The organism is Pseudomonas sp. NPDC047961 (assembly GCF_050272435.1).
In the GTDB taxonomy this organism is placed as follows: Bacteria; Pseudomonadota; Gammaproteobacteria; order Pseudomonadales; family Pseudomonadaceae; genus Stutzerimonas.
In genome coordinates this window covers 273259-297665 of the sequence record NZ_JBNNMD010000007.1, presented here as the reverse complement: position 1 = coordinate 297665, position 24407 = coordinate 273259, and the positions used below count along the sequence as shown (strand labels likewise).

At 63.2% G+C, this 24407-nt stretch carries 23 protein-coding genes; 12 read left to right on the top strand and 11 right to left on the bottom strand.

Annotation, left to right across the window (positions count from 1 at the left end):
* Window positions 1-8: 8 nt before the first annotated feature.
* Window positions 9-401, bottom strand: coding sequence for a DUF4168 domain-containing protein (locus ACQKIK_RS21470; protein ID WP_499137391.1), 393 nt, complete (start codon window positions 399-401; stop codon window positions 9-11).
* A 151-nt stretch (window positions 402-552) separates the two neighbouring features.
* Here ACQKIK_RS21470 and ACQKIK_RS21465 point away from each other — a divergent pair, with 151 nt between their 5' ends.
* Complete coding sequence (locus ACQKIK_RS21465) at window positions 553-2040, top strand: sensor histidine kinase (RefSeq protein ID WP_499137390.1); 1488 nt, start codon at window positions 553-555, stop codon at window positions 2038-2040.
* Window positions 2027-3430: a sigma-54-dependent transcriptional regulator gene (locus tag ACQKIK_RS21460; protein WP_499137389.1), complete on the top strand. Its 1404-nt coding sequence runs from the start codon at window positions 2027-2029 to the stop codon at window positions 3428-3430. The genes ACQKIK_RS21465 and ACQKIK_RS21460 overlap by 14 nt, the downstream gene beginning before the upstream one ends.
* A 122-nt stretch (window positions 3431-3552) precedes the next feature.
* Here the strand turns inward: ACQKIK_RS21460 and ACQKIK_RS21455 are convergent, their stop codons facing one another.
* The 6 genes from ACQKIK_RS21455 to ACQKIK_RS21430 form a co-directional block, all read right to left on the bottom strand.
* Entirely contained in the window at window positions 3553-5925 is a 2373-nt protein-coding gene (locus ACQKIK_RS21455; RefSeq protein ID WP_499137388.1) for a putative bifunctional diguanylate cyclase/phosphodiesterase, read from the bottom strand.
* Window positions 5912-6988, bottom strand: a complete 1077-nt coding sequence (locus ACQKIK_RS21450) for an ABC transporter substrate-binding protein (RefSeq protein ID WP_499137387.1) — start codon at window positions 6986-6988, stop codon at window positions 5912-5914. Before ACQKIK_RS21450 ends, ACQKIK_RS21455 begins: the two co-directional genes overlap by 14 nt.
* Before the next feature lie 232 nt (window positions 6989-7220).
* Window positions 7221-7796 (bottom strand): antibiotic biosynthesis monooxygenase, encoded by a 576-nt coding sequence (locus tag ACQKIK_RS21445; RefSeq protein ID WP_064481278.1) that lies wholly within the window; start codon window positions 7794-7796, stop codon window positions 7221-7223.
* Window positions 7797-8039: 243 nt separating this feature from the next.
* The gene (locus tag ACQKIK_RS21440) at window positions 8040-8717 is read right to left on the bottom strand and encodes a DUF799 domain-containing protein (RefSeq protein WP_499137405.1); all 678 of its coding nucleotides are present in this window, start codon (window positions 8715-8717) and stop codon (window positions 8040-8042) included.
* A 9-nt stretch (window positions 8718-8726) separates the two neighbouring features.
* Entirely contained in the window at window positions 8727-9089 is a 363-nt protein-coding gene (locus ACQKIK_RS21435) for a DUF4810 domain-containing protein (protein ID WP_499137386.1), read from the bottom strand.
* Between the two features lie 17 nt (window positions 9090-9106).
* Window positions 9107-9775 carry a CsgG/HfaB family protein gene (locus tag ACQKIK_RS21430; protein WP_127838225.1) on the bottom strand — a complete coding sequence of 223 codons (669 nt, stop codon included), beginning with the start codon at window positions 9773-9775 and terminating at the stop codon, window positions 9107-9109.
* Between the two features lie 489 nt (window positions 9776-10264).
* On the opposite strand from ACQKIK_RS21430, the gene ACQKIK_RS21425 reads away from it, so the two are divergent.
* The 10 genes from ACQKIK_RS21425 (at window position 10265) to ACQKIK_RS21380 (ending at window position 20515) form a co-directional block, all read left to right on the top strand.
* Complete coding sequence (locus ACQKIK_RS21425; RefSeq protein WP_127838226.1) at window positions 10265-11224, top strand: PfkB family carbohydrate kinase; 960 nt, start codon at window positions 10265-10267, stop codon at window positions 11222-11224.
* Window positions 11217-13634 (top strand): glycoside hydrolase family 65 protein, encoded by a 2418-nt coding sequence (locus ACQKIK_RS21420; protein WP_499137385.1) that lies wholly within the window; start codon window positions 11217-11219, stop codon window positions 13632-13634. The genes ACQKIK_RS21425 and ACQKIK_RS21420 overlap by 8 nt, the downstream gene beginning before the upstream one ends.
* A gap of 83 nt (window positions 13635-13717) precedes the next feature.
* Entirely contained in the window at window positions 13718-14209 is a 492-nt protein-coding gene (locus ACQKIK_RS21415; RefSeq protein WP_499137384.1) for a Na+/H+ antiporter subunit E, read from the top strand.
* Entirely contained in the window at window positions 14209-14460 is a 252-nt protein-coding gene (locus ACQKIK_RS21410; protein WP_046163030.1) for an MrpF/PhaF family protein, read from the top strand. Before ACQKIK_RS21415 ends, ACQKIK_RS21410 begins: the two co-directional genes overlap by 1 nt.
* Window positions 14453-14749 carry a cation:proton antiporter gene (locus ACQKIK_RS21405; RefSeq protein ID WP_045431315.1) on the top strand — a complete coding sequence of 99 codons (297 nt, stop codon included), beginning with the start codon at window positions 14453-14455 and terminating at the stop codon, window positions 14747-14749. Before ACQKIK_RS21410 ends, ACQKIK_RS21405 begins: the two co-directional genes overlap by 8 nt.
* Complete coding sequence (locus ACQKIK_RS21400) at window positions 14742-15653, top strand: hydrogenase subunit MbhD domain-containing protein (protein ID WP_499137383.1); 912 nt, start codon at window positions 14742-14744, stop codon at window positions 15651-15653. The genes ACQKIK_RS21405 and ACQKIK_RS21400 overlap by 8 nt, the downstream gene beginning before the upstream one ends.
* A complete protein-coding gene (locus ACQKIK_RS21395) occupies window positions 15650-15949 on the top strand; it encodes an NADH-quinone oxidoreductase subunit K (RefSeq protein WP_499137382.1) in 300 nt (99 codons plus the stop codon). Before ACQKIK_RS21400 ends, ACQKIK_RS21395 begins: the two co-directional genes overlap by 4 nt.
* Complete coding sequence (locus tag ACQKIK_RS21390; RefSeq protein WP_499137381.1) at window positions 15946-17370, top strand: complex I subunit 5 family protein; 1425 nt, start codon at window positions 15946-15948, stop codon at window positions 17368-17370. Before ACQKIK_RS21395 ends, ACQKIK_RS21390 begins: the two co-directional genes overlap by 4 nt.
* Window positions 17367-18863: a complex I subunit 5 family protein gene (locus ACQKIK_RS21385; protein ID WP_127838231.1), complete on the top strand. Its 1497-nt coding sequence runs from the start codon at window positions 17367-17369 to the stop codon at window positions 18861-18863. Before ACQKIK_RS21390 ends, ACQKIK_RS21385 begins: the two co-directional genes overlap by 4 nt.
* On the top strand, window positions 18860-20515 hold the full coding sequence (locus ACQKIK_RS21380) for a proton-conducting transporter transmembrane domain-containing protein (protein WP_499137380.1): 1656 nt from the start codon (window positions 18860-18862) through the stop codon (window positions 20513-20515). Before ACQKIK_RS21385 ends, ACQKIK_RS21380 begins: the two co-directional genes overlap by 4 nt.
* A gap of 159 nt (window positions 20516-20674) precedes the next feature.
* On the opposite strand, the gene ACQKIK_RS21375 is transcribed toward ACQKIK_RS21380, so the two are convergent.
* From ACQKIK_RS21375 to ACQKIK_RS21360, 4 genes are all read right to left on the bottom strand, one after another.
* On the bottom strand, window positions 20675-22318 hold the full coding sequence (locus ACQKIK_RS21375) for a methyl-accepting chemotaxis protein (protein WP_499137379.1): 1644 nt from the start codon (window positions 22316-22318) through the stop codon (window positions 20675-20677).
* A 298-nt stretch (window positions 22319-22616) separates the two neighbouring features.
* Complete coding sequence (locus tag ACQKIK_RS21370) at window positions 22617-23048, bottom strand: hypothetical protein (RefSeq protein ID WP_046163023.1); 432 nt, start codon at window positions 23046-23048, stop codon at window positions 22617-22619.
* A 145-nt stretch (window positions 23049-23193) separates the two neighbouring features.
* Window positions 23194-23847 (bottom strand): DUF2238 domain-containing protein, encoded by a 654-nt coding sequence (locus ACQKIK_RS21365; RefSeq protein WP_499137378.1) that lies wholly within the window; start codon window positions 23845-23847, stop codon window positions 23194-23196.
* A gap of 106 nt (window positions 23848-23953) precedes the next feature.
* Entirely contained in the window at window positions 23954-24397 is a 444-nt protein-coding gene (locus tag ACQKIK_RS21360) for a ketosteroid isomerase-related protein (RefSeq protein ID WP_046163021.1), read from the bottom strand.
* Between the last annotated feature and the right edge of the window lie 10 nt (window positions 24398-24407).

Below are 24407 nucleotides of genomic sequence, written 5' to 3'. Positions count from 1 at the left end.
ACCGAGCGTTAGCTCTGGATCATCGAGATGACCTTGTCACGCAGCTGAGGATTGTTCTGCACCGCCTGGTTGATGGCGTTGTATTCCTCGATGCTCAGGTTGTTGTTTTCAACTGTTTCCATCATTTTCTCGTTGGCCTGCTGCTGCAGCTGTTGGGCTTCGGCCGGGTCTCCGGTCTTCTCCAGCTTGGCGGTAAAGTCCTGGCGAATCTCCATGATTTCACTCAGCGAGTCGGCAAACTTTTCCAGCTTCTTGTCGCTGATGTCCGACGCTTGCATCGCCGGCGCTGCTTGAGGGGCTTGTGGCTGGCTCGCCTCTTGAGCGGAAGCCTGGGAGGCACCGGCTGCCATGAACAGGGCAAACAGGCTGGTGGACACGAGGCGAGTATTGAACTTGATCATGGTGGTAGTCCTGATAGTGGAAAAGACGAACAAGGCTTTGCATCAGCCATGCCACTCACCGCTACTGTCCCTAACTGCCTGATTTCATACAGATCCGACCATCCGTCCCGTCCGCCTCGACGGTCAGATGGGCGCTGTGTATGGTGCCAGAATGGCACATGTAGCAGTTTGGCAGCGAACCTCGACGTTGCGCGGGGCGTTGCTCCTCAAGGTGGTAATTCCTCTCGTCGCGATCATGCTCGGCTTCAGTTACCTGTTGCTGTGGACGGTCGAGCGCAACAGCGAGCGGCGTTTGCAGGAAGAGGTCGAACTCGTAGCCCGCGCCGTGCGGCTGCCACTCAGCGACAGCCTGGAAAAGCAGCACGACCGGACCGCACAACAGGTGCTCGAATCTGTACTCGGTGTCGGCCGTGTCTATGGCGCCTACCTGTACGACGATCAGGGGGAGCTGGTGGCCTTCGCCGGTGCTATCGAGCCGGATCAGGACCAGTCCTCGATCCAGCAGCTGACCGCTGACGGCAAACGCCGTGGCGGCTATCAGCGCATCCGTGGGCGTGAGGTCTATTCCTACTTCCTGCCGTTGGAGCAGAGCGGTGGGCGCATCAACGGGCTGTTGCAGGTCACCCGCCGCTGGAACGATTTCGAGCGTGACACCCGGCAGCTGCGGGTGATTGCTGGCATCTGCGCGGCGGTGCTGGCACTGGCGGCCGTCTGCATCGTCCTGCTCGGGCACTGGTCGGCTATCGGCCGGCATCTGCATGAACTGACGCAGAGCATGGCTCGGGTTGCGGCTGGCGAGCGCAAGCACCGTGCCCCGCGCAGCGGCCCGCAGGAGATTGCCGTCCTTGGCCGGGCGCTGAACCAGATGCTCGACAGCATTGCCGATGCCGAGCAGCGCATGGCCGAGCAGAAGGCCCGCGAGGCGGAACTCGAGGCGCGCCTGCGACGGTCCCAGCAGCTCGCCGCCGTGGGCCGACTCGCGGCGGGCGTCGCTCATGAGTTGGGTAGTCCGCTGAGCGTGATCGATGGCAAGGCCCAGCGCATATTACGCAGCGAGAGCCTGGAGGATGGCCCGCGCAAGGGGCTGCTGCAGATCCGTAGCCAGGTGCAGCGCCTGAGCGGCATCGTCCGTCAGCTGCTGGACTTCGGTCGCGCGGCGGGGCGGCCGCCGCGCCGCATGCCAGCTGATGTGCTGGCCCATTCGGCCGCCGCGGCGGTCGCCGACGAACTCGCGGCCCTCGATGTCCGGCTGCAGCTCCAGGCCCCGCCGGAGCCGCTGTACTGCGAGGTCGATCCGCCACGGTTCGAGCAGGCATTGACCAATCTGCTGCGCAACGCGGCTCAGGCCAGCCCGGGCGGGCAGGTGGTCCTGCGCTGGTGGGCAGACGCCGACAGGTTGTTGTTTCAGGTCGAAGATGACGGTCCGGGCGTTGCCGAAGAGCACCGCGCGGCTTTGTTCGAGCCCTTCTTCACCACCAAGGCGGTGGGCAAGGGCAGTGGCCTCGGACTGGCGGTAGCGCACGGCGTAGTTGCCGAGTGTGGTGGGCGTATCGAACTGGTTCAGGGATCGCTGGGCGGTGCGGCTTTTCGTATTTCACTGGCGCTGGCCGATGAGGAGCAGGGCAATGCAAACGGATGACAGTGCGCCCCAGCGGGTTCTGGTGGTGGAGGATGACGACAGCCTGCGCCAGCTGCTGGTAGAGGAGCTGGAAGACCGCGCGCTGCAGGTGCAGGCTGTGGCAACTGCGGAAGAGGCCCTGACGCGGCTGGAGGGCTGGGAGCCGGACCTGGTGGTGAGCGACCTGCGCCTGCCGGGCGCCGATGGCATGGCGCTGCTGCGCAGGGTCAAGGCCATGCAGGCGGCACCGGCGTTTCTGGTGATCACCGCGTTCGGCAGCATTCAGCAGGCGGTCGCCGCGCTGAAAGAGGGGGCGGACGAATTCCTGACCAAGCCGCTGGACCTGGATCATCTGGGGCTCGCGGTCTCGCGCGCATTGGAAACCCGGCACCTGCGGGACGAGGTGCGGCGTTTCCAGCAATTGCTCAGCGACGACCGTTTCCACGGCATGCTCGGCCGCAGCCGGGTGATGCGCGAACTGTTTGACCAGATCCGTCAGCTGGCGCGGGCCGCCGGCCCCGTGCTCGTCATCGGCGAGAGCGGGACCGGCAAGGAGCTGGTGGCCCGCGCCGTTCATGCCGAGAGCGAGCGGGCACAGCGACCGTTTCTGGCGATCAACTGCGCCGGGCTGCCCGCCGAGCTGCTGGAAAGCGAATTTTTCGGACACGCTGCCGGTGCCTTTACTGGTGCCAGCCGCGCCCACAAGGGACTGTTCCAGCAAGCCGATGGCGGCACCCTGTTCCTCGACGAGATCGGCGAAATGCCGCTGCCGCTGCAAGCCAAGCTGCTGCGCGTGCTGCAGGAAGGCACCATCCGCCCGGTGGGCGGCGAGCGCGAGCTGAGTGTGGACGTACGCATCATCGCTGCCAGTAACCGGCCCCTGGAAACCGCCGCTGGCCGCGAGTCGTTCCGCGAGGACCTGTTCTTCCGTCTGGAGACCTTCATCCTGCCGGTTCCGCCGCTACGCGATCGCGAAGAAGACCGTGAGTTGCTCGCCGCCGGCTTCGTCGCGCATTTCGCAGCGCGGGACAGCCGGCCGGTGCGGGGCCTGTCGCTGGCGGCGCTGGAGCAGCTCAGACGCTATCCGTTTCCCGGCAACGTGCGCGAATTGCAGAATGCCATGGAGCGTGCCGTGACCTTCTGCCATGGCCGCAGCATCGAGCTGGAACACTTGCCCACACGCATCGCCGGTTTCCAGCAGAGCGCACCCGAGGCGCGTTCCGATGACCTGCTCGGGGCCATGATCGACGGGCCTCTGCTGCCGACACTGGACGAGCTGGAGATGCGCTATATCCGCCACGTGCTGGAGCGGGTCGAGGGCAACAAGCGCCGCGCCGCTGCACTGCTAGGCATCGGCCGGCGTACGCTTTACCGACGTCTGGGCGAGCAGGAGCAGGACGACAACGGTTGATCCCGCCGAGCCGGGCGCCGGAAAGCGGCGGTGGTGGCCGCCTCTGCTCCGGCAGAAAGACACTGCGCCTGAAGACAGCAATCTGCGCGGCACCAGACGAGTTCATCGGTGGACGGCGCGAACTAGCTGAGCTGTACAGCGGTGCGCGGCGGCAATTGCTCCAGGCGCAGTTCTGCCTGGGACAGATTGCGCACCGCTACCCACTCCGCCAATGCCGTGACCGAACGCGGCGGCGAGATCAGGTAGCCCTGGAACAGATCGCAGCCGGCCTGCAACAGTGCGGATTGTTTCTCCAGGCTGTCGACTCCCTCGGCATTCACCCGTTTGCCTTGGGCCTGACAGAACGCAACGATCGCCGTCAGGCTCTGCTGCATCTCCGGGCGGGTCAGTCGCTCGACGATCGCCATGTCCAGCTTGATGGTATCGGCCGGGTATTCGAGCAGCTGCTGGATCGAGGTGTAGCCGACCCCAAAATCGTCGATGGCAACACGGAACCCGGCCATCCGGATCGCATGCACCGCCGCCATGGTGTTGCTGCAGAGTTCGGTGGCGTAGGTCTCGGTGAGCTCGATCTCGATGCGGCTGGTGCAGATGTCGTAATGTGCGGCGCGCTCAGCCAGATAGCTGCACAGGCGGTCATCGTCCAGTTGCGCCGATGACACGTTGATCGCCAGGATGACGCCCTCACCGAACAGCCTGACCAGTTGCGGATAACCGGCTAATGTGTGATCGATGACCCAGCTGTCGATTTTCGGAAACAGGCCAGCACGCTCGGCGATGGGAATGAATTCGCCGGGCGAGACCGTGCCCAGCAGCGGGGAATGCCAGCGCAGCAGTGCCTCGCAGCTGACCACTGCGCCTTCACGATCCACTGCGGGCATATACACCAGACGGAATTGTTCGTCGCCGTCGAGCGTACGTAACTGTTCCTCGATCACACGGATGCGCTGGTCGCGTTGCTCCAGCTCCGCCGAAAAAGCGACTGCGAAGTTCTTGCCCAGGGCCTTGGCCTGATACATCGCGGTGTCGGCGCGTGTCAGCAGTTGGGTGATCGAGGCGGCATCCTCGGGATAACGGGCGGTGCCAATGCTGACGCTGACCTGATAAAGACGATCCTCCACGCTGAAGCCGCCGCGGCACAGGCTGAGCAACGCATGAGTGAGTTCGGGCAAGCTGTCGCTTCCGGCTGGCGACAACAGCAGGACGGCGAACTCGTCACCGGACAGCCGCGCAAAGGCTGTTTCGGTAGCCGGACGGGCCTCGCAATGGCGATCCAGCGCGCCCTGTACACGCAGGGCAAAGATCCGCAACAGCGTATCGCCGGCGTCATGGCCGTGCTGATCGTTGACCTGTTTGAAGTTGTCCAGGTCGAGGAACAGCAGGTCCAGCCGTTGTCCGCCTTGCTCGCACTTTTCATGCATGGCTGCCGCCAGTATGCCGAAGTGGGCGCGGTTGCTGATGTGAGTCAGGCTGTCCGTCCAGGAGATTTCCTGAATGCGCTGCAGGGCCTCGGTGTTGCGCTCGTGCAACGTCTTCATGTTCAGCGTCAAGCGGCCGATCTCACCGCCGTCGGTGGGCTCGTCGAGCGCCGTACGCTTGCACCGCAGCAGGTCGGTGAGCTGCTTATCGAGATGGCTGATGGGGCCGGTGACGTAGCGGCGAATCAACAACAGCAACAGGCCGCTGGTGATCAGGCAGATCAGCGAGCCGCCGATCAGGAAGGCGAGGCTGAGTTTGCGCAAGCGCTCGGCAAGGTATTGCGGAGGGGGCGTCAGCCGCGCCCTCAATGAACCCGACAGCTCAACTTCGGCGGCCAGGCGCGACCTTGCCGTGCTCGGTGTCGGGGCAATCTCCACCACAGCGCCGTAGTCGGCCTCGAGCTGGTTCTTCAAGGCGATGAACTGCTCCGGCCGCACGGCCAATTGCAGGGTAAAAGCTTCCTCGCGTTGGCTGGGCAACGGCCGGGTGGCCGAGGCCGGCAGGATGAAATCGGTGTCCAGTAGCAGCGGCCCGCCTTCGGCGTTTTCCACGTAGATCATTTCGTCGGTTTCGGCGGCCTGCTTGGCCTCTCTTACGATCCGCTGCTGGGTGGCATTCATCCTGGCGAACGGTGACAGGCTGCTTTCGAAATAATAGGCGACCTCGCCGTCCGGCTCGACGATCGCGAAGGAGACGAACGACAGACGAGCACTGGAGAGCGAGCGGATGCTCTGCTGGATGCGAAGGCCGAGGGTGTCGTTTCGGTAGGCGGTGTCCGACTCGCGCAGGAACAACAGCAGCGCTTCGCTATCGGTAATCGAATACAGCGCGCTGCGATTGAATGCCTGGTAGTCCAGAAACGCCGATTTCAAGGCCGACAGTCGTTGCGCCAGACGCGCCTGCTCCAGGCCCAGCAGCGATGCGCGCTGGGTCATGTAGGCGGTCGTGGCGGCGAGCAGCTGGACGATCAGGATGACCGGAAAGATCACCAGCAGTGCGCGTTTACCGAGCCTCATGGGCGTTGATCAAGGCGCTGATGATGCGCCGCCGTGTCTGCGTCGCTTCCAATGGCCGCGTCTCGTACACCTGGCTGTTCTGCAACACCGCTTCGGGTGGGTAGATGGTCGGGTCCTGGCGTATCTCTTCAGGCAGCAGTGCCTTGGCGGCGGCGTTTGTGGTGGCGACGCCGAGCTCAGCGCTGTTCAGCGCCGCAATCTTCGGATTGTTGAGGAAATTCAGGAAGCGATAGGCCAGTGCTTTCTGAGCACCCTTGGCCGGGATGGACAGGCAGTCCACCCAGAGCAGCGTGCCTTCCTCGGGCACCATGTAACGCCAAGGCTCGCCCTCGACACCTTCGACTTCATTGAGCACCTGCTGATCACCGCTGTAGGCCAGGGCCATGTCGGCCTTGTCGAGGTAACGCTGGCTGCGTAATGACGTGATCACGTACTGGTAGGTCAGTACGGCAGGAGATTGTGCCTGCAGTAACTCGAAGGCCGCCTTCAGCTCGTCATTATTCGAGGTGTTGATCGAGTGCCCCTGGTGCAATAGCGGGCCGGCGAGGATGTCTTCGTGGTCCTCCATCATGATGATGTGCGGCTCGTCGCGATTGGCCGGCTCGAGCAGATCCGCCCAGGATTGCGGCGCGTTGGGCAGGCGGTCAGTCCGATAGGCGATGCCGAGCGTGCCCCATAGGTAAGGGATGCTGTGCGCGCCACAGCTGTCCCGCCAACGCTGGGGAACATGCTTGAGATTGGGGACTGCTTGCTCGTCGATCGGATCGAGCAGCCCGCGTTGGCCGAAGCGAGATGAGCTGATCAGCTCGGTCAGGGCAATGTCGATCAGATGGTCGGGTTTGGCCAGTACTTCGTCGCGCTTGTCACCGCTGTCAAAGTACACCTGCTCGATCTTGATCCCCGTTTCGGCTTCCCAGCGGTCGATGACCGCTTCGCTGAGGTACTCCTCCCAGTTCAGCAGGTTCAGGGTTTGCCCCGCATACGGGGCGGTCGACGGAAACAACAGGCAGGTCACCGCCAGCAGTGCGCTGCGAGCCCGGAAAGGTGTTTTATGGTTATTCATCAGGCTGTCCATCCGCTACGGCATGTCCTTTTCGGGACCGTCGCCGCGGTGACCCCTGTTACTGCAGGTCGCCCCGACTGGGTCTCTGGCTGTGATGGAAGAATGCGATGTGCTGAGCGGGCACGCTGATGCGCGACCAGTCAGTCATCTTATCGACAGCCAGTACTGGCACTTTAATGGCGCCAGGCGAATGACGGCAACAAATTTGTAACCCTGGGCCATGCCGGTCCGATCAGCGGGCGGTGATCGGTTGTTTTCCTGGTGCTACCCGAGGGCGTGACGGGCTCTGCAGCCAGGGTGCCAACAGCTTCGTGGACAGGGGGATGAACAAGTAAGTCATCAGCGGCGTCAGGGCCAGGGTGCTGAGCAGTATTCGCATCACCAGACTCAGCTCGCCGAGCATCCCGCCAAAGACCATGTTGAACAGCAGCGAGACCGGAAAGAATGCCAGCCAGATCGCCACGCTCTGCTTCCAACGCGGTGGTGGAGGGCTATCAGCGCCGCCAAACCAGGCGTCGATACCTCGGGCGCGTTGCTCGTGGGGTTGACCGAAGAGCTCGCCGCCGCGCTGCAGCCACGCTCGGCGCGATGCTGAATGCTCCCAGGAATCGAGTGTTTGCTCATCGGCGAAGCGGAAGACAATCTGAAATTCGTCGTCGCCAGGCGGGGGCGCCAGCACGCCGGAGCCGAGATAGCCGGGAAAGTCCGCGGCCAGCTGTTCGCCTTCGTGCAGCCAGGCGAGGAGGTCGTGGTAGCGGCCATCGCGCACGCGGCGGGCCACCATCAGGGTGACGGGTTGCGTAGACATTGTGTATCTCCAGCATCAGGCCGGCCACCCGGATAGGGCATTCGGCAAACGCAGCGCCGGGGTGTTGGGCTGCGAACATAGTCAGGCAAGGATCATGCCCTGGTCGTCAGACAGCGCCAGACCGCGTGAGGTCGGCATAGCCGGGACGACGGCGCACTATACGGAGATTTACTGCACTTGGAAGAGGCGTATGCGTCGCGGATGGTGCAAGCGGCTGCGGCCTGTTAGCCGCAGCCGGGCTGCTCAGCGATTAGCCAGTCGGGCTTGCTTGTAGAAAGGCGAGCGGGGGCCGTTGAGAATTCCGCCGTAGCGTTGCGTGCTGAGGAGGCGACCGCTGGCAATGCCAGCTACGTCATGGCTGCGATCGGTCAGGCTGTTGAGCACTTGATTGACAGCGGCGCTGACCAGCATCCCCACCAGGCCGCCCCCGGAGTTGTTCTGGTTCTCGGCAGTGCTGGCAAGCGCACTGCCTTGCCAGAGCAGGTCACCGCTGCGCAGATCGATCAGTTTGCCGCTGGCCTCAACCGCTACTTCGCTGGTCAGCACCTTGTAACTGCTGCCGTAACGGCTGACTTCGATATACAGGGCGGCATCTGCGCCGAAGATCTCGCGCAGCTTGGCTGGCGGTGCCGTGTGCATTTCGTCGGCGTTCATCAGCCCGTTCTGCTTGAAGGTTTCGTCGACCACTGCGACCGGCAACACGTAATAGCCGGCTTCCGCTAGCGGAGCGGTAACCTGCGACAGCACGCTGTAGCTGGCCTTGACGTCCGGTGAGCTGTTGATCGGAGGCAGCACCAGAATCGAAGACGGGTTGTTTCGCTCGAATGCGCTGTAATCGTATGGGGTCTGCTGCGTGGCGCAGCCGGTTGTCAGGGCGACGGCGGCAAGCACTAGTAAGGTCTTGAAGGAATGAAAACGCATCATGACTGCTTACTCCGCTACGTTGCGCATGAGGAAGTCCATGTACGCAGCGGACTCCGGGAACAGGGCTTTTTCGGTTTCGAATTGCTGGCGGACCTGGTCGGCTTTGCCGATCTCGGCATAGAGCATGCCTAGATGTGCGTGGAAACCGGGCGGCGGGGAGCGGTCTACGGAGCGTGCTTTCTGGAGGCTGGCCTCAAGTTCCGCGATCTGCTCTTGCGGGCCGGTTTCATGTTTGAAGTGTTCGTAGACCTGCTGTTGATAGCCGTCCCAGTGATACAGCGGCGGAGTCTGGTTGCCTGCGCAACCAGCCAGCAAAAAGGTCGACAACAAGCCGGCGACGGCCGCGCCATGGCGTAGGTTCAGTTTCATGTGGCTCTTCCTTGAGGTTATTGCGCAGGGCGCCAGGCACCGCTGTCGACGCCCGAAACGAGATTATTGACGGCTTCGCGGATGGCCAGATCCAGTACCTTGCCGTTAAGGGTGGAGTCGTAGCTGGCGGTGCCACCGAAGCCGATCACCTCGCGGTTCGATAGGCTGTACTCGCCTGCGCCCTGAGCGGAGAACACCACTTCGGACGTGTTCACGTTGACTATATTCAATGCCACCTTGGCGTAGGCGATTTGCGATTTGCCACGGCCGAGGATCCCGAACAGCTGTTGGTCGCCGACTTCCTTGCGGCCGAACTCGGTCACGTCACCGGTGACCACGAAATCAGCGCCACGCAGTTGAGCGCGTTTGTTGGAGATCGCACTTTCCTGGGCGATCTCGTTCATGTTGTCCCGGTCCAGCACGTTGAACCGATTGGACTGCTGCAGATGGGTGATAAGGATGGTCTTGGCTTGACCGCCGAGGCGGTCGACCCCGTCGGAGAATAGCCCGCGCATATAGCTGGAGCGGTTATCGAATTTGCCGACGGCGATCGGGCTGCGCTGCCCTTGGTAGGCACTGCTGGCGGAGGTGACTTTAGCGACCTCAAGGGTACGCGACTGTTCGGTAGCGCAGCCGCCGAGCAGAAGACTGATGCCGACCAAGCCGGCCATGAGCTTCTTGTTCATCTGATCATTTCTCGTGATGTGTGTTGGGTGTCGGCCTTTCGGCCTTGTTATGGATGCGGCTGCACGATCACGCTGGGTGATCCAGAACGGTACGGGAAAGAAAAAGGCAGGCGGGGCGAGGGTTTGATACAGAGCGTCCATGACTACTTGTTTCCTTGGTCCGAATGCGCGCTGAGGACAGACGTCGGTCAGCCAGACTACGGCGCGGAGTCTACAAACAAGGGTGGCACCGTGCCAGTGTCGTGGTTCGCAGTTGAATCAGCCGGGACCGCCATCCGTCGGTTCAGCAGTTCCAAGGCAGAGGCAGGGCCAGCCACTCGCCGGACGGCATCGTAAAGGTTTCGCCGAACGCTCAAGGACGGGGCGTTGCGCTTGGCGCAGAACACCGCGCGGTTCCGCCTCGGCTGAGTCTTGCGCTCAGCGAAACGCGAACCCTCTCCGGCGGTTCAGGTCCGTTGAAGGACGAGCCTGAGCCGTCGGAGCATGTCCATGCAACGTCTCACCTTGCTGTCGCTGGGCAGCATCAACGCTGATTTCCAGGTGCGGGTCGACGAGCCTGCAGGCAGTCGCGAAACCCAGCTGGCCCATGACCTGTGTCGCCTGTCCGGCGGCAAGGCAAGCAATACGGCGTATCTCGGTGCGCGTTTCGGTCACCGCAGCCTGTTACTCGGCCGCGTCGGTGACGACGAGCTGGCCGAACAGGCACTCGAGCCGCTGCGTAAGGCTGGCGTTGAGGTGGATAACGTCGGGCGAGCCGCGGGTCAGTCCACTGGCGTGTCGATGATCATGGTGCCGCCGGATGGGAAGAAAAACATCGTCCTGGCGACTAATGCCAACGACTGCTGGGACGACGCGGCCATCGAAGCCATGGCCGCCGCCATCGACGGTTGCGCAACCCCCGCCTGCCTGGTGCTCGATTACGAAGTGCCAGCGCCGGTGGTACGCCAGGCGCTGGAAGCGGCGACTCGAAAGGGCATTCAGGCGGTGCTCGACCCGTCATTCCCCGACCGGGTGGAGCAAGCGCTGTTGCCCTGGCTGTACGCGATCACACCGAACGTCTCCGAAGCCGAAGGGCTGGTTGGCCATTCGCTCGACACCCTGGACCAGCTCGCGAATGCCGCGCGTCAACTGCAGCGCGACGGGCCTGCCGTGGTGTGCATCAAGCTCGGCGATGGCGGCTGCGTGCTGACGACCGCTGATCAGACCCTGCACATCCCGCCGGGCGACGTAGAACCGGTCGATACCACCGGCGCGGGCGATGCCTTTACCGGCGTGTTCGCCGTGGCTTTGCTTGAAGGCCTTGAGCCACGGGAGGCCGCCGCCTGGGGCGTGGCCGCGGCGAACCTTGCCGTCACGGGTTATGGCTCGCAGCCCGCGTATGCCGATCGGCAACAGGTGATCGAGCTGGCGCAAAAGCTGCTCGAGAAGGCGAGGAGGCTGGATGGCTGAGCCGTACACGCGGTGCCAGATCGTCTTCGAGCATTACGACCGCGGCGATGAGCGACGGCGCGAAGCCTTGCTCGCGCTGGGCAACGGAGTCTTGTCGTGGCGGGCCAGTGCGCCGGAAGCTTCGGTAACACCCCGTGCGAATGACAGCGAACACTACGCGGGTTTCTACCGCGCCGGCTGGTATGACGAGGCGCCGCGCGAGGTCAATGGTGACTCGGTGCAGATGGCCGCTCTGGTCAACTTGCCGGACCCCTTCGGTCTCAGCTTTGCGTTAGATGATGGCGATTGGTTCAGCCTCGATAGGGTCGACCTGCAGCGCTATCGGCAAACGCTGAGCCTGGACACCGGCGTGCTCGAACGGCACCTCGAATTCGATCTGGCTGAATATCGGGTGAGGTTGCTGGAACGTCGTCTGGTCAGCATGGCGACGCCCAATCTCGCCGTGCTGCGCTGGGAGCTGCAGTTGCCGCCCGGCCTCAAACTGCGCCTGCGGACAATGCTGGACGGTGGCGTACGCAACGCTGGGGTTCGCCGCAACCGTGCCTATGAAGGACGGCGATTGCAGCACCTTGCTTTCGACCATGACCAGAAGGGTGCGGCCGCACTCAGCGCCCGGCTGCACGACCATCGCCGTCGACTGGCGATGGCGACAGAGATCAGGACGCCCGAGCAACCCCTGCAATGGCGCGCTACCCTCGATGATCATCGGCTGATCCAGCAGACGGACTGCACCGTGCCGGACAGCGGTCGGATGATCATCGAGAAGTGCGCGGTGGTGCTGGTCGACGAGGAACGACCCGCAACCGACGAGGATGCGCGTGTCGAGGCACAGCGACAGTTGCCATGTGACGGTTATGAGCAGTTGGAACAGGCGAGCACCGAAGCCTGGCAAAGGCTGTGGCAGGGGCTCGCGCTCACTGCGGACGATCCGCAGCTGCAGCATGCGCTGCACTTTCATGCCTTTCACCTGCTGCAGACCGTGTCGCCACTCAGCGTTGGGCGTGACCTTGGCTTTCCGCCTCGGGGTTGGATGGAAGGCTATTACGGCCAGGTATTCTGGGACGAGCTGTTCGCCTATCCGATACTCGCAACCCATTGGCCCGAACTGGCCAGAAGCCTGCTCGACTACCGTTATGCGCGCCTCGACAAGGCCCGCGAACGGGCCCGTCGCGCCGGGCTGCGGGGGGGCATGTTCCCGTGGCGAAGCGCACGCACGGGCGAAGAGGAGACGCCGCCATGGCAGTGCAACCCAATGTCCGGTCGCTGGATGGCCGACCACACCCGCCTGCAGCGGCATATCGGCTCGGCCGTGGCGTACGACGCCTGGCATCTGTATCTGGCCACCGCTGACGAGGCGTTGCTGGCCGGGCCGGTCGGTGAGTTGATCATTGAAGTGGCGCGTTTCTGGGCCAGCCTGGCGCAGTTCGATGCGTCGCGGCAGCGCTATCTGATCTGCGGTGTGATTGGCCCTGACGAATATCACAACAGCTACCCGGACGCGGCAGAGCCGGGGTTGAACAACAACACTTACACCAATCTGATGGCGGCCTGGACGCTCGACCGCGCTCGGCAGGTGCTGGCGTTGCTCAGCGAGCCCGATGCAGCCGCGCTACGGCAACGACTGGCGTTGGAACCGGACGAGCCGGAACACTGGCAAGCGATCGCAGAAGGTCTTTACCTGCCCTTCGTGGACGATCAATTGCTCAGCCAGTTCGAAGGTTTCGACAGGTTGGAAGCGCCTCCGCAGGAGTGGCTGCACGGTGACCGGCCGCGGTTGGACTGGATGCTCGAAGCGCGGCATGACAGCTGCGATCGCTACCAGCTGACCAAGCAGGCCGATGTGCTGATGGCTTATCACCTGCTCCCCCGACAGACCCTGCAGCAGATCCTCGAACGAATGGGTTACCGGCATGACATGGCCTGCACACGCCACACCGTTGCCTATCACCTCGCCCGCATCACCCATGAGTCGAGTTTGTCCAAGGTCGTCTGCGCCGGTGCGCTGGCGGGTATCGACAGCGAGGCGTCCTGGTCCTACTACCAGCAGGCCCTGGCCACCGATCTGGGTTCGCCAGGCAACAGCGGCACTCAGGAAGGCATCCATCTCGGCGCCATGTGCGGCTCGCTCGACGTGATGCAGCGCCATTACCTCGGGGTTCGTCTGGAGCTTGATGGCCTGTACATCTTTCCCTCGCCACCACCGGAGCTGCAGCAGATAGCGCTGTCACTGGTGTTTCGGCAGGCACACCTGTATCTGCAGCTGGCTGACGGCTCGCTGTGGGTTCGCGCCGCCCATGAAAACTCGGGTTCGGTGCCGCTGCACTATGCTCAAGGCAGGTGCCAGCTGGGGCCGGGCGAGTCGCTCGAGATCGTCATCCCGACGCCGCAGGGTCGCTCGGCAACGCATTGAAACACGCCAGCCCGTCGATCCAGCGGAACGTCCGGTCCAGAGCCCGTTCCATAACAGAACGTGCCAGACAAGGAGACGCAGTGATGATGGAGGTCGGAAGCGCTCGCCGATGGCTGGATGGGTTGGGCTGGGTGGTGATCTATGCGTTGGTCTGGGCACTCTTCAGCGAAGGTGGCGGATGGTCGCTGGGCGTACCGACCATCCTGTTGGCCGCAGGGCTTTCAGTTTGGTTAGGGTTGCGGCCCTGGCAGCCGTCGCTGCGGGCGCTGCCTGGGTTTGTCGGTTTCTTTCTCGGCAGGATGGCCGCTGGCGCCTGGGATGTGGCCGTGCGTGCGGTTCATCCACGGCGACCGCTGCAGCCCGCGTGGCTCGACTACCCGATTGCTAGCGCTTCGCCGCAGGTGCGGCTGGTGCTCTCTGCGCTGGTTGGCCTGCTGCCCGGCACCCTGGCCTCGCGAGTGGAGGGCGACCAGATGCGGGTGCATGTGCTTGATGAGCGCCAACCGTGGAAACCCACCGTGAGCGAACTCGAACAGCGACTTGAGCAGCTGCTGGTGCGGGGGCGCTCGCATTGATGGCGGTGTACGCGTCCCTGCTGCTGCTCACCATCATCATCGGGCTCGGCCGCGTGGTGTGGGGGCCGGGTCGGGTGGATCGGCTGCTGGCGATCCAGCTGTTCGGCACCACCGGCACTGCCCTGCTGTTGGTGCTTGCTCAATGGCAACACCAACCGGCGTTGCGTGACGTGGCGCTGCTGCTGGGGTTACTCGCAGCAGTCGCAAGCGCCGCGCTGGTGCAATTGCTTCGCAGGGGCCGACATGACTGAGCTGCTGCTGGATGGCCTTAGCTGGCTGCTGCTGATTGGCGGTCTGCTGTTTTTCGTGGCGGGCAGTATCGGTCTGCTGCGCTTTCCCGACACCGTCAGCCGTCTGCATGCCTTAACCAAAGCGGACACCCTGGGTCTCGGGCTGGTGATTGCCGGCCTCTCGCTGCGTGCCGACAGCCTATGGGAGGTCGGGCAGATGGTGCTGATCTGGCTGTTGCTGCTGGCCTCCAGCGCCACCGCCTGCCAGTTGCTGGCGCGACAGGCCGGTGAGGAGCCACGCGATGACTGAATGGCTGTTCGACAGCGTGCTTGGCCTGCTCCTGTTGGGGCTCGCCTTTGGCGCGCTGCATGGTCGTAACCTCTACGCCAGCGTGCTGCTGTTCATCGCCTTCGGCCTCGCGCTGGCGTTGATCTGGGCGCGCCTGGGCGCAGCGGACCTGGCGTTGGCCGAAGCGGCGATTGGCGCTGGGCTGACGGGCGTTCTGCTGTTCACCGCACTGGCGCGCCAGCCCGGGCCGGCGGATCTGCCAGATGCCACCGGTACGCGACTGCGCCTGGGCGCCGCGGCTGTGGTGCTGCCAATGCTGATCCTGCTGGTGCAAGGGCTCGCGCCACTGAGTGAGGTAGAGCCGCGTATGCCGGCGCTGATCTCACGGCATCTGGATGAGACCGGTGTCAGCCACCCGGTAACCGCCGTGCTGCTGAACTACCGCGCCTGGGACACGCTGCTGGAACTGGCCGTCCTGCTGCTGGCGCTGCTTGGCGCTCGGCAACTGGGCCCGCGACCGCTGGATCTGGCGGAGCCCTGGCCGCTTCTACGAGCCTGGGCGCGGGTGCTCGCCCCGCTGCTGGTGCTGGCTGCCGGCTACATTCTTTGGCGCGGTGCCAGCGCGCCAGGTGGCGCCTTCCAGGCTGGGGCGCTACTGGCCTCGGGTGTAGTGCTGCTGCGCTTGTCGGGCTTGGTGCCACGGTTGCGCTGGTCATTCACACCGTTGCGCTTGCTGGTGCTGGGCGGCCTGCTGGTATTCATCGGTGTTGCGTTGATAACCGCCTGGCTGGGCGAGGGCTGGCTGACTTACCCAAGCGGGGCGGCCAAGCTGCTCATCGTCCTGATCGAGAGCGTAGCGACCCTGTCGATCGCGGCGAGCCTCAGCCTGCTGGTGGTGGGCGAAGGGGAGGACGTTTCCTCATGACCAGCAGCCTGTTCTGGATGATCATCGGTGCCACGCTCTGGTTACTGGGGCTGCACGGCCTGCTGACATTGCGTCAGGCACTGCGCCGGATCATCGCCTTCAACCTGATGGGCAGTGGCGTGTTTCTGGTGATGATTGCCCTGGCGGCGCGCAGCCAGCCGAGCGATCCGCTGCTGATAGCGCTGGTGGTGACCGGGCTGGTGGTGGCGGTCAGCGCCACCGCTCTGGCGTTGCGGTTGGCCGGCGTGGCGCAAGGTCCGGAGCATTCAAAGGGCCAGCAGGAGCCGCGACAATGAATGCGGCGTTGCTGAGCCTGTCCCTACCGCTGCTTGCAGCTCTGCTGCTGGTGTTGCTGCGGCCGGCTCGCAGTGGCCTCTGCGTGATCCTGATGAGCGCAGCCAGCCTGATCGCCGCGGCGTTTGCCTTGCAGCAGGCGATCAGCCTCGGGCCGCAGCTGTTGCAGATCGGCGATTGGGAGACACCGTTGGCGATCCGGTTCCAGCTGACCCCGCTCACCGCGCTGCTGATGGTCTTTACCGCCGGCCTGCATCTGCTGGTCGCGCTTTATGCAGCGCGCAGCCCGCACGCCACTGGCAACGAGGATTACTGGCCGTTGTCCTGCCTGTTGCATGCGTCGCTGGTCGCACTGTGGCTATCGGCGGACCTGTTCAACCTGTACGTCACGCTTGAATTGCTGAGCCTCTGTGCCGTGGCGCTGGTGGCACTGGCCGGGCGCAAGGCCTATCGACCGGCCTTCAACTACCTGATGCTGTCGCTGGCCGGGTCGCTCGCCTACCTGTTCGGCGTGGCGTTGTTCTATGGCCGCTACGGCGTGCTCGATGTGCTGGTGCTGGCCGAGCTGACCGAGGCCGACAGCACGACCCGGCTGGCGCTGCTGCTGATGAGTGTCGGGCTGATGCTCAAGGCGGCATTGTGGCCGCTGCACCTGTGGCTGCCCCCGGCGCATTCCGGCGCACCGACGGCAGTCAGCGCCTTGCTCTCCGCGCTGGTGGTCAAGGGACCGATCTATATCCTGTGGCTGGTCTGGAGCCAGATCGCGCCACCGGAGCTGGGGCGTCAGGCCGGGTTTCTGTTCGCTGGGGCCGGCATCCTGGCGTTGATATCTGGCGGCTGGTCGGCGCTGCGCGCGCCGCGCCTGAAAATGCTGGTGGCCTATTCGACGGTTGCGCAGCTGGGCTATGCGCTGTTGGCGCTCGGTCTGCTGCTGCATTGGCAGGAGCCGCGAATGGAGGCGGCGCTGTGGCTGTTCATCCTGGCGCATGGGCTGGCCAAGGTATCGATGTTCCTGGCTGCCGGTGAGTTGCAGCGGGTGCTGGGTACGCGTCGGGTACGTGCGTTGAAAGGGGCCAGCCAGAACATGCCGGTGGCCATGGCGACCTTCGCTGTTGCCGGTGGCAGCTTGATTGGCCTGCCGCCCAGTGGAGGCTTTCTTGCCAAGTGGCTGTTGCTGCAGCCGCTGTTCGAGCAACCGCAGCACTGGCCATGGGCTTTTGGTGTGCTGCTCGGCACGCTGATGTCGGCGGCCTATGTGTTCCGTGTGGTGGCGCTGGGCTTCGATCGTGCGCGGCCCAACCCACCCAGCGTCAAGCCTGATCCCGTTGCGCAATGGCTGGCGATGCTGCCGGCGCTGTTGGTGCTCAGCCTGGCGCTGATCAGCGAGCCCTTGCTGCTCTGGCTCGGTGGGGTGGCACGATGAACTGGACCCATTGGTTACCGCTGGCCATCGTGCTCAGCTCGCTGGTGCCGGGCCTTCTGATCTTCACCCTGCACGAAGACCAGCATCGGTTGCGGGTCACGCTCAACCTCTGTGGCGTGGTGATCAAGCTGTTGCTGGTGGTGGCGATGATCTATGGCGTGAGCAAAGGCCTGGAGTTTCGCTTCAGTCTGCCATTCCTTCCCGGCGCGCCGCTGGTGCTGCAGGGCGATGCGCTGTCGCTGTTGTTCGTCGCACTGTCGTCGGTGCTGTGGCTGGCCACTACCATTTACGCCATTGGCTACCTTGAAAATTCTCCGTTGCAGTCGCGCTTCTTCGGTTACTTCAGCCTTTGCGTGAGCGCCACCGTAGGCCTCGCACTGGCGGGCAATCTGGTCAGCTTTCTGTTGTTCTACGAGATGCTGACCTTGGCGACATTCCCGCTGGTGGTGCATCGCGGTACGCCCGAAGCGCTGCGTGCCGGGCGCGTTTATCTGGCCTACACCGTGGGCGGTGGTGCGTTGGTATTGATGGGCGTGGCGCTGCTGCATGGCCTGGCCGGCGGGCAGGACTTCCAGCCGGGCGGCTACTTGCTGCCGGCGGTGGGCGAGCACGATCTAGCGTTGCGCGTCGCCTTCGTCCTGCTGGTCGCCGGGCTTGGGGTCAAGGCGGCGCTGATCCCACTGCATGGCTGGCTGCCAAAGGCGATGGTGGCGCCGGCACCCGTTAGCGCGCTGCTGCATGCGGTGGCCGTGGTCAAGGCCGGCGCGTTCGGAATTATTCGGGTGGTCTATGACGTCTATGGCGCCGAGGCGATGGGTCAACTGGACATGGCCGGGCCGCTGCTCTGGCTGGCCGCGGCAACGATCCTCTATGGCTCGATGCGCGCTCTGCAGCAGCAGGAACTGAAGAAGCGCCTGGCCTACTCGACCATCAGTCAGGTGTCCTACGTGACCCTTGGCGTTGCGCTGCTCGGGCCGATTGCGGCGGTCGGTGGGCTGGTGCATCTGGTCCATCAGGGGCTGATGAAGGTCACGCTGTTCTATTGCGCGGGTAATTTCGCCGAAACCCTTGGCATCCATCGTGTTCGCGAAATGGACGGTGTCGGCCGGCGCATGCCGCTGACCATGACTGCGTTCAGTATCGGTGCGCTGGGCATGATCGGCATTCCGCCGATCGCTGGCTTCGTCAGCAAATGGGCGCTGGGCATGGGCGCGCTGGAGGTCGGGCAGGATTGGGTGCTGCTGGTCTTGATGGGGTCTGCGTTGCTCAATGCCGGCTATTTCCTGCCGCTCCTGTGGCGCGGCTGGTTCGCCGAACCGGCTGACTGGCATGAAGACAACTGGCGCGAGGAGCGCTGGGAAACCCACTGGATGTTGTTGCTCCCCGCGATCTTCACTGCCTTTCTGTCAGTGCTGGTGGGCGTGCTGGCCGGCACGGCGTTGAGCCCGCTGGGCTGGGCGCAGTTGATCGTCAATCGGGAGTTCGAGATATGAGCGGCGCCTGGCTCTGGATGCTGGTGCCGCTGGCGCCACTTCTGGCCGCGGGCTGCCTGGCCATCTGGCGCGAACGGGCCATCGGCTGGCTATGGCTGGCCTGTATTCCGGCGCTGGCGCTAGTTGCTCAGCCCGTTCCCTTGCTGGAGCTGCCGATGCTCTGGGATGGCGTGCGCTGGGGCGCCAGTGATGACCTCAGCCGTGCCTGGCTGGGCTTCACCGCGCTGCTGTGGGGCTGTGCAAGCGTCTTCGCCAGCAGCAGCCAGAAGGATGACGCTTGTCTGCTTCGCTTCTGGACCTTTTGGCTGCTGGCGCTGGCCGGCAACCTGATGCTGATCATCTCGACCGACGCCTTGAGCTTCTACCTCGGTTTCAGCGCCATGAGCCTCGCCGCGTATGGGTTGATCGTGCATCGGCGTGGGCCCGGCCCCCGTCGCGCCGGACGGCTGTACCTGCAACTGGCCATCTGCGGCGAAATGGCTTTGCTCGCTGGGCTGATGCTGCGCAGCCACGACGCGGACGGCGATTTCTCCTTCGCCGCCTGGCAAACGCTGCCCATGGATGGCCTGACGCTGGTCCTGTTGCTGGCGGGACTGGGGCTCAAGGCTGGTTTCTGGCCACTGCATGTCTGGCTACCCCTGGCCCATCCGGCAGCACCTGCACCGGCTAGCGCGGTGCTGTCGGGGGCGATGCTCAAGGCCGGTCTGTTGGGCATTTGGCGATGCTTGCCGGAAAGCGATCCGTTGCTGTCGAGCTGGGCGGACGTGTTGCTCGCCATGGGCATCTTCGGCGCCGTTTACCCCGCATTGCTCGGGCTCGCGGCAAGAAAGGCCAAAGCGGTGCTGGCCTATTCATCGGTCAGTCAGATGGGCTATCTGGTGATGCTGCTGGCGCTGGCTTGGCGACATCCCGAGCAACTTCAGGCGATGACCGTCGTGCTGATGCTCTACGGCGTCCATCACGGCCTGGCCAAGGGGGCGTTGTTTCTCGCGGCGGGCTTGATCCATGCCGGTCGTCTTCCGCGCATCGGCTGGGCGATTTTGGCACTGCCGGCCCTGGCGATCATGGGCTTGCCGCTGACCAGCGGCGGGGCGGTCAAGACCGCGTTGAAAGACGTCTGGCATGCCGGTGAGTTCGAAGGTTGGCTGGTCTGGCTGAGCCTCAGCAGCCTGACTACCGCCCTGCTTTTGATTCGCGCGCTGTGGTTGCTACGCCAGGATGCCCGCGATGCGCCCGCGACGCGTCCACCGCTACCTCAGCTGTTGCCCTGGGCGTTGCTCAGCATCAGCTCGTTACTCTTGCCCTGGCTGTGGCCCGCCCTGCGCGAGCCGATGCTGCATGGACTTTATCCTGGGGGCATCTCGGCCGCACTATGGCCGCTACTGCTGGCGTCGGTTTTGGCTGGCGTGGCCTTGAAAAGGGGCTGGAAGGTTCCGGCACGCCTGGCGAATCTACCCAACCCGGCGCTGACGCTCTCGCTGCGACTCCGGCGTCTGGTATTACGCCCACCGATGGCCGTTCCAACCCTCCATCCGAACACCTCGCGCTGGCGGCAACGGGAGCGCCGCTGGAACCGCTTCTGGAGCACCGGCGCACTCAACATGAGCGCCTGGTTGCTGGCCGCTTTGCTGTGGTTGGGTTGGTTGTGGTGATGCGCTGCGCTTGCAACCCTGGTTGCACCTCGCTTGCGGGTACGGCGCGGGGGAGGAGGGATGGCTGAACACGCACGGCCCTAAATACACGGCACCTATAACGCAGGGCCGATTCCATTCGGCTTGCCGTTTGCGTTCTTCGATCAGGCGCAGCCCGCGTCAGATCTCGAACCGCCGGACCTGCTGAGTCAGAGCGCTACCGAGCCGTGCGAGCTCCACGCTGGAGGCGGCTGTCTGCTCACTGGACGTCGCGGCCTGATCGGCAATATCGCGTACTCGGGTCACGCTGCGGCTGATTTCTTCAGCCACGGCGCTTTGCTCTTCGGCCGCAGTTGCGATCTGCTGCATCATTTGCTGAATAGCGGCGATCATGCAGGTGATGTCTGCCACCGCCGCACCAGTCTCATCGACGCCCGCCACGGTGGCCTCCGTCAGATCGCTACAGCCCTGCATGGTTTTAGCGGACTCCTCGGCAATCCGCTGCAGCCCTTCGATCAGTGATTGGATTTCAACCGTCGCGTCCTGGGTGCGACGAGCAAGTGTTCGCACCTCGTCGGCCACCACGGCGAAACCTCGGCCGGCATCGCCAGCGCGTGCAGCTTCGATCGCAGCGTTCAGCGCGAGTAGGTTGGTCTGGTCCGCTACCGACTTGATAACGTCCAGTACCCCGCCGATCCGCTCGCTTTCACTCTTCAGGCGCGCCATCGCAGCGGTCGATTTTGTCACCTCATCGGCAAGCCGCTTGATCTGTACCACTGCCTGGCGTGCCGTCGCCTCGCCGGCTTGCGCTTGCTGATCGGCTGAAACCGCCGCGCTGGCCGCTTGCTCGGAGTTTCGCGCGACCTCAAGCACCGTCGCAGCCATTTCATGAATCGCCGTGGCTACCTGATCGACTTCCAGTTTTTGTGCGATGACGCCTTGGCTCGCCTGCTCGGTAGACTGGGATAGCTCTTCGGCGGAGGACGATATCGTTTCAGCTGAGCGCCGTACCTGTCCGATCAACTCGCCGAGGCTGCGTTGCATCTCTCCAAGGGAGGCCATGACGCTGCCAGCCGGCGCGTGCTCCATTCCCGGCATGCTGCGCATGTCACCAGCAGCGACGCGGCGGGCTGCAGCGGATAGATCGAGCGGCTCGGCGCCCAGCGTGCGCAACAAGCTGCGGACGATGCCGATACCCAGACCGAGCGCGAGCAATACGGCGATCAAACAGACACCGATCATCAGGTTGCGTTGGGTTTCATATTCGTTGCGCTCGGCCACCACTTCCGCGTTCGCGGCGCTACGGCTGTGCTGCATATAGCGTTCGCCAGCGGCCAGCAGCTGACGCAGCAGTGGAATGCAGTCTCGGTTGATCCGCACGATGGCGTCTTCGCGCTGCCCGGCTACGGCGCGTTCGACGATGTCCAGCGCTACTGGACCGTAAAGGCTTTCTATGCGGGCTATCTCGGCAAGCAGCTGCTTTTCTTCTTTGGCCTCAGCACCAGACAAACGATCTACCGCCGTCTTGAGATTACTGAGATGAGTCTGAACGTCGCGGTGTGCTTCGAGGACTGCTGCATGTTCGAGCTTCAGGTCAGCTTCCGAGGACACCAGCACCAGGTTACGGGCCGCGACTGCGCGGCGTTGCGCCGCGATGAGTAACGCTGACGCCAGCTCTTCGCGGGCGTTAACACCTTCGACATAGTCAGAGAAGGCATCGTTGAACTTGGCAAGCTCGGCAATCGCCAACGCAGAAATGAGCAGAACGATCAGCGTAAGTGCTGCAAAGCTCAGGCCGAGCTTCAATTTGACGGTTAGGTTCATGGGATTTCCGCACAATTTATGAGGATCTTCCCTGAGCTGACTGCACCATCGTCCCTGAAATGACTATTCAGTCAGGGTAGTGGCATCAAGACATCATAAGTACTGTACTTTGGTATCGATGGTGTACAGGAATCGTACGGTTTTCTGTGAGCGAGCCTCCCGATAGGCTAGGGGCCGTCAGAAAGCTATTGCTCCTGTGGATTTATCCGGCTGTAAATACTCGCGGAGCGAGTGCTTATTAATTTTTTATTGCCACATAAAAAAGGCGCCAACGGCGCCTTGAGTTGAAGCGTTAAGTTCAGGCTGTGCCGAGCTCGGTACGATCACTGCCATCTTCCGCCAGTAACTGCCCCAGCGGAGTACGGTCGAAACCGTCATCGGCGACTTGATCGGCTTGAGGTGTCAGATCAAATCCATCTTCTGCGAATTGCTCCGCTTGCGGCGTAGAGTCAAAACCGTCTTCAGCGATCTGCTCGCTGATGGGAGTGTGATCGAATCCGTCTTCAGCAATTTGCTCGCTCAATGGCGTGCGATCGAAACCGTTTTCAGACAGGGTGCGGTCAGTTGATAACTGCTTTTGGACGGTTGAGGTGCTTTGCGCTTCCCCCAGAATTGGTTGCGGATGGCTTGGTGGGATCGCAAAGGCAGTCGAAGCAACGCTGGCCAGGATGGCAGCTGCTAATAGCTTTTTCATGAGTGTGTCCTCGGTATTAGTGGGTACGGGACACATGCTACGGGCGAGGGCTAGTTGAACAAACGCGAGCGTATCAATAGTACAAATCGACAACTGTGATACTAAGTGTCGCTGCCGCTAATTGATTAATTCAGCCAATTATTTAATTCAATTAAATCGATAGTTAACCAGCTGGCCGTTTTTATCGGGCGGTTTCGCCTTGTACAGCCGTTAGGCTTTGCCGAGGTTTACCGATCGCGGCCATGCTGCGGTCGTGTAGATGCACCAGCAGTGTCATGGCGGTCAGGCTGCCAAGCAACGCGCAGAACATGTCGGCCTGCGTGTCCCACTGATCGCCCTGCATGCCCAGAAAGGCTTTGGCGCCCTGGCCAAGCGAAAGGGCCGCCGCCCACTCGACCAGCTCATAAACGGCGCTGAGCATCATCGCCATGCTTACGCAGACAAATGGCAGCAGGTGTTTGCCATGAACCCGCTCATTACGCACCAGTAGTTCCCGCGCGATCAGCGCAGGCACAACGCCCTGGAAAAAATGGCCAAGCCGGTCGTAAGGGTTACGGCTCAGGTCCAGCCAGTCCTGCAGCCAGAAGCCGACCGGGACACGGGGGAAGGTGTAATGGCCGCCCGCAACCAGCCCCAGGGCCTGGACAGCCAGCAACAAGTACAGCAGCGAAGAGAGCGGAAATCGTCTATGGGTGTAAGCCAATGCCGGCAGCAGGATGACCACCGGAAGGACTTCCATCAGCCAGGTGGTATGGTCGTGCGGGTTGATGGCGGAGGCCAGCAAGGCCAGTACAACGAGGCAAACCAGGGTCTTGAGCAACAACCGGCGGTGCATTCAACCTGCCTTTTTCGGAATCGGGCGCATGTGCAATGGACCACGAAACCGGGGCGATGACTGCTGCGACAGCGCGAAACGCTCCCATTCTGGCCGCTCGCGGCCGTCAGGGCAGGGCTTTTTCGGCGTAGGTGCGGGTCGCCAGTCCGAGCTGGGAACGGAAGCTTTCCATGTCGAACATGGTGCAGATCTCGCGGATCTGCTGCCCCGGCGTCAGGGTCCAGAAGGCCATCGCTGAAATGCTCAAGACCTTGTCGCTGGGTGGGTAGCCGAGCGCGGGTGTTTCGATGGTGCCAATCAGGGTGCTCCAGGTGACGACCTTGTCGCCCTCGGCAACGCATTCCTCGACCACCACTTCGAGATCGGGCATGGCAGTACGGATCTGGGTCACCATCGCGGCGAACTCAGGGCTGGCCATCGGATGGCCGACGAAGGAGCTCTTGTAGAGGAAGTCCTTGCTGTGCAACTTCTCGGCAAGGGCCAGGTGTCCGCGGTTCCAGCTCAGATCGATGTGTTGGCGGACCAGCCGTTTGTTGTCGTCCAGTGACATTTGTCGCGTC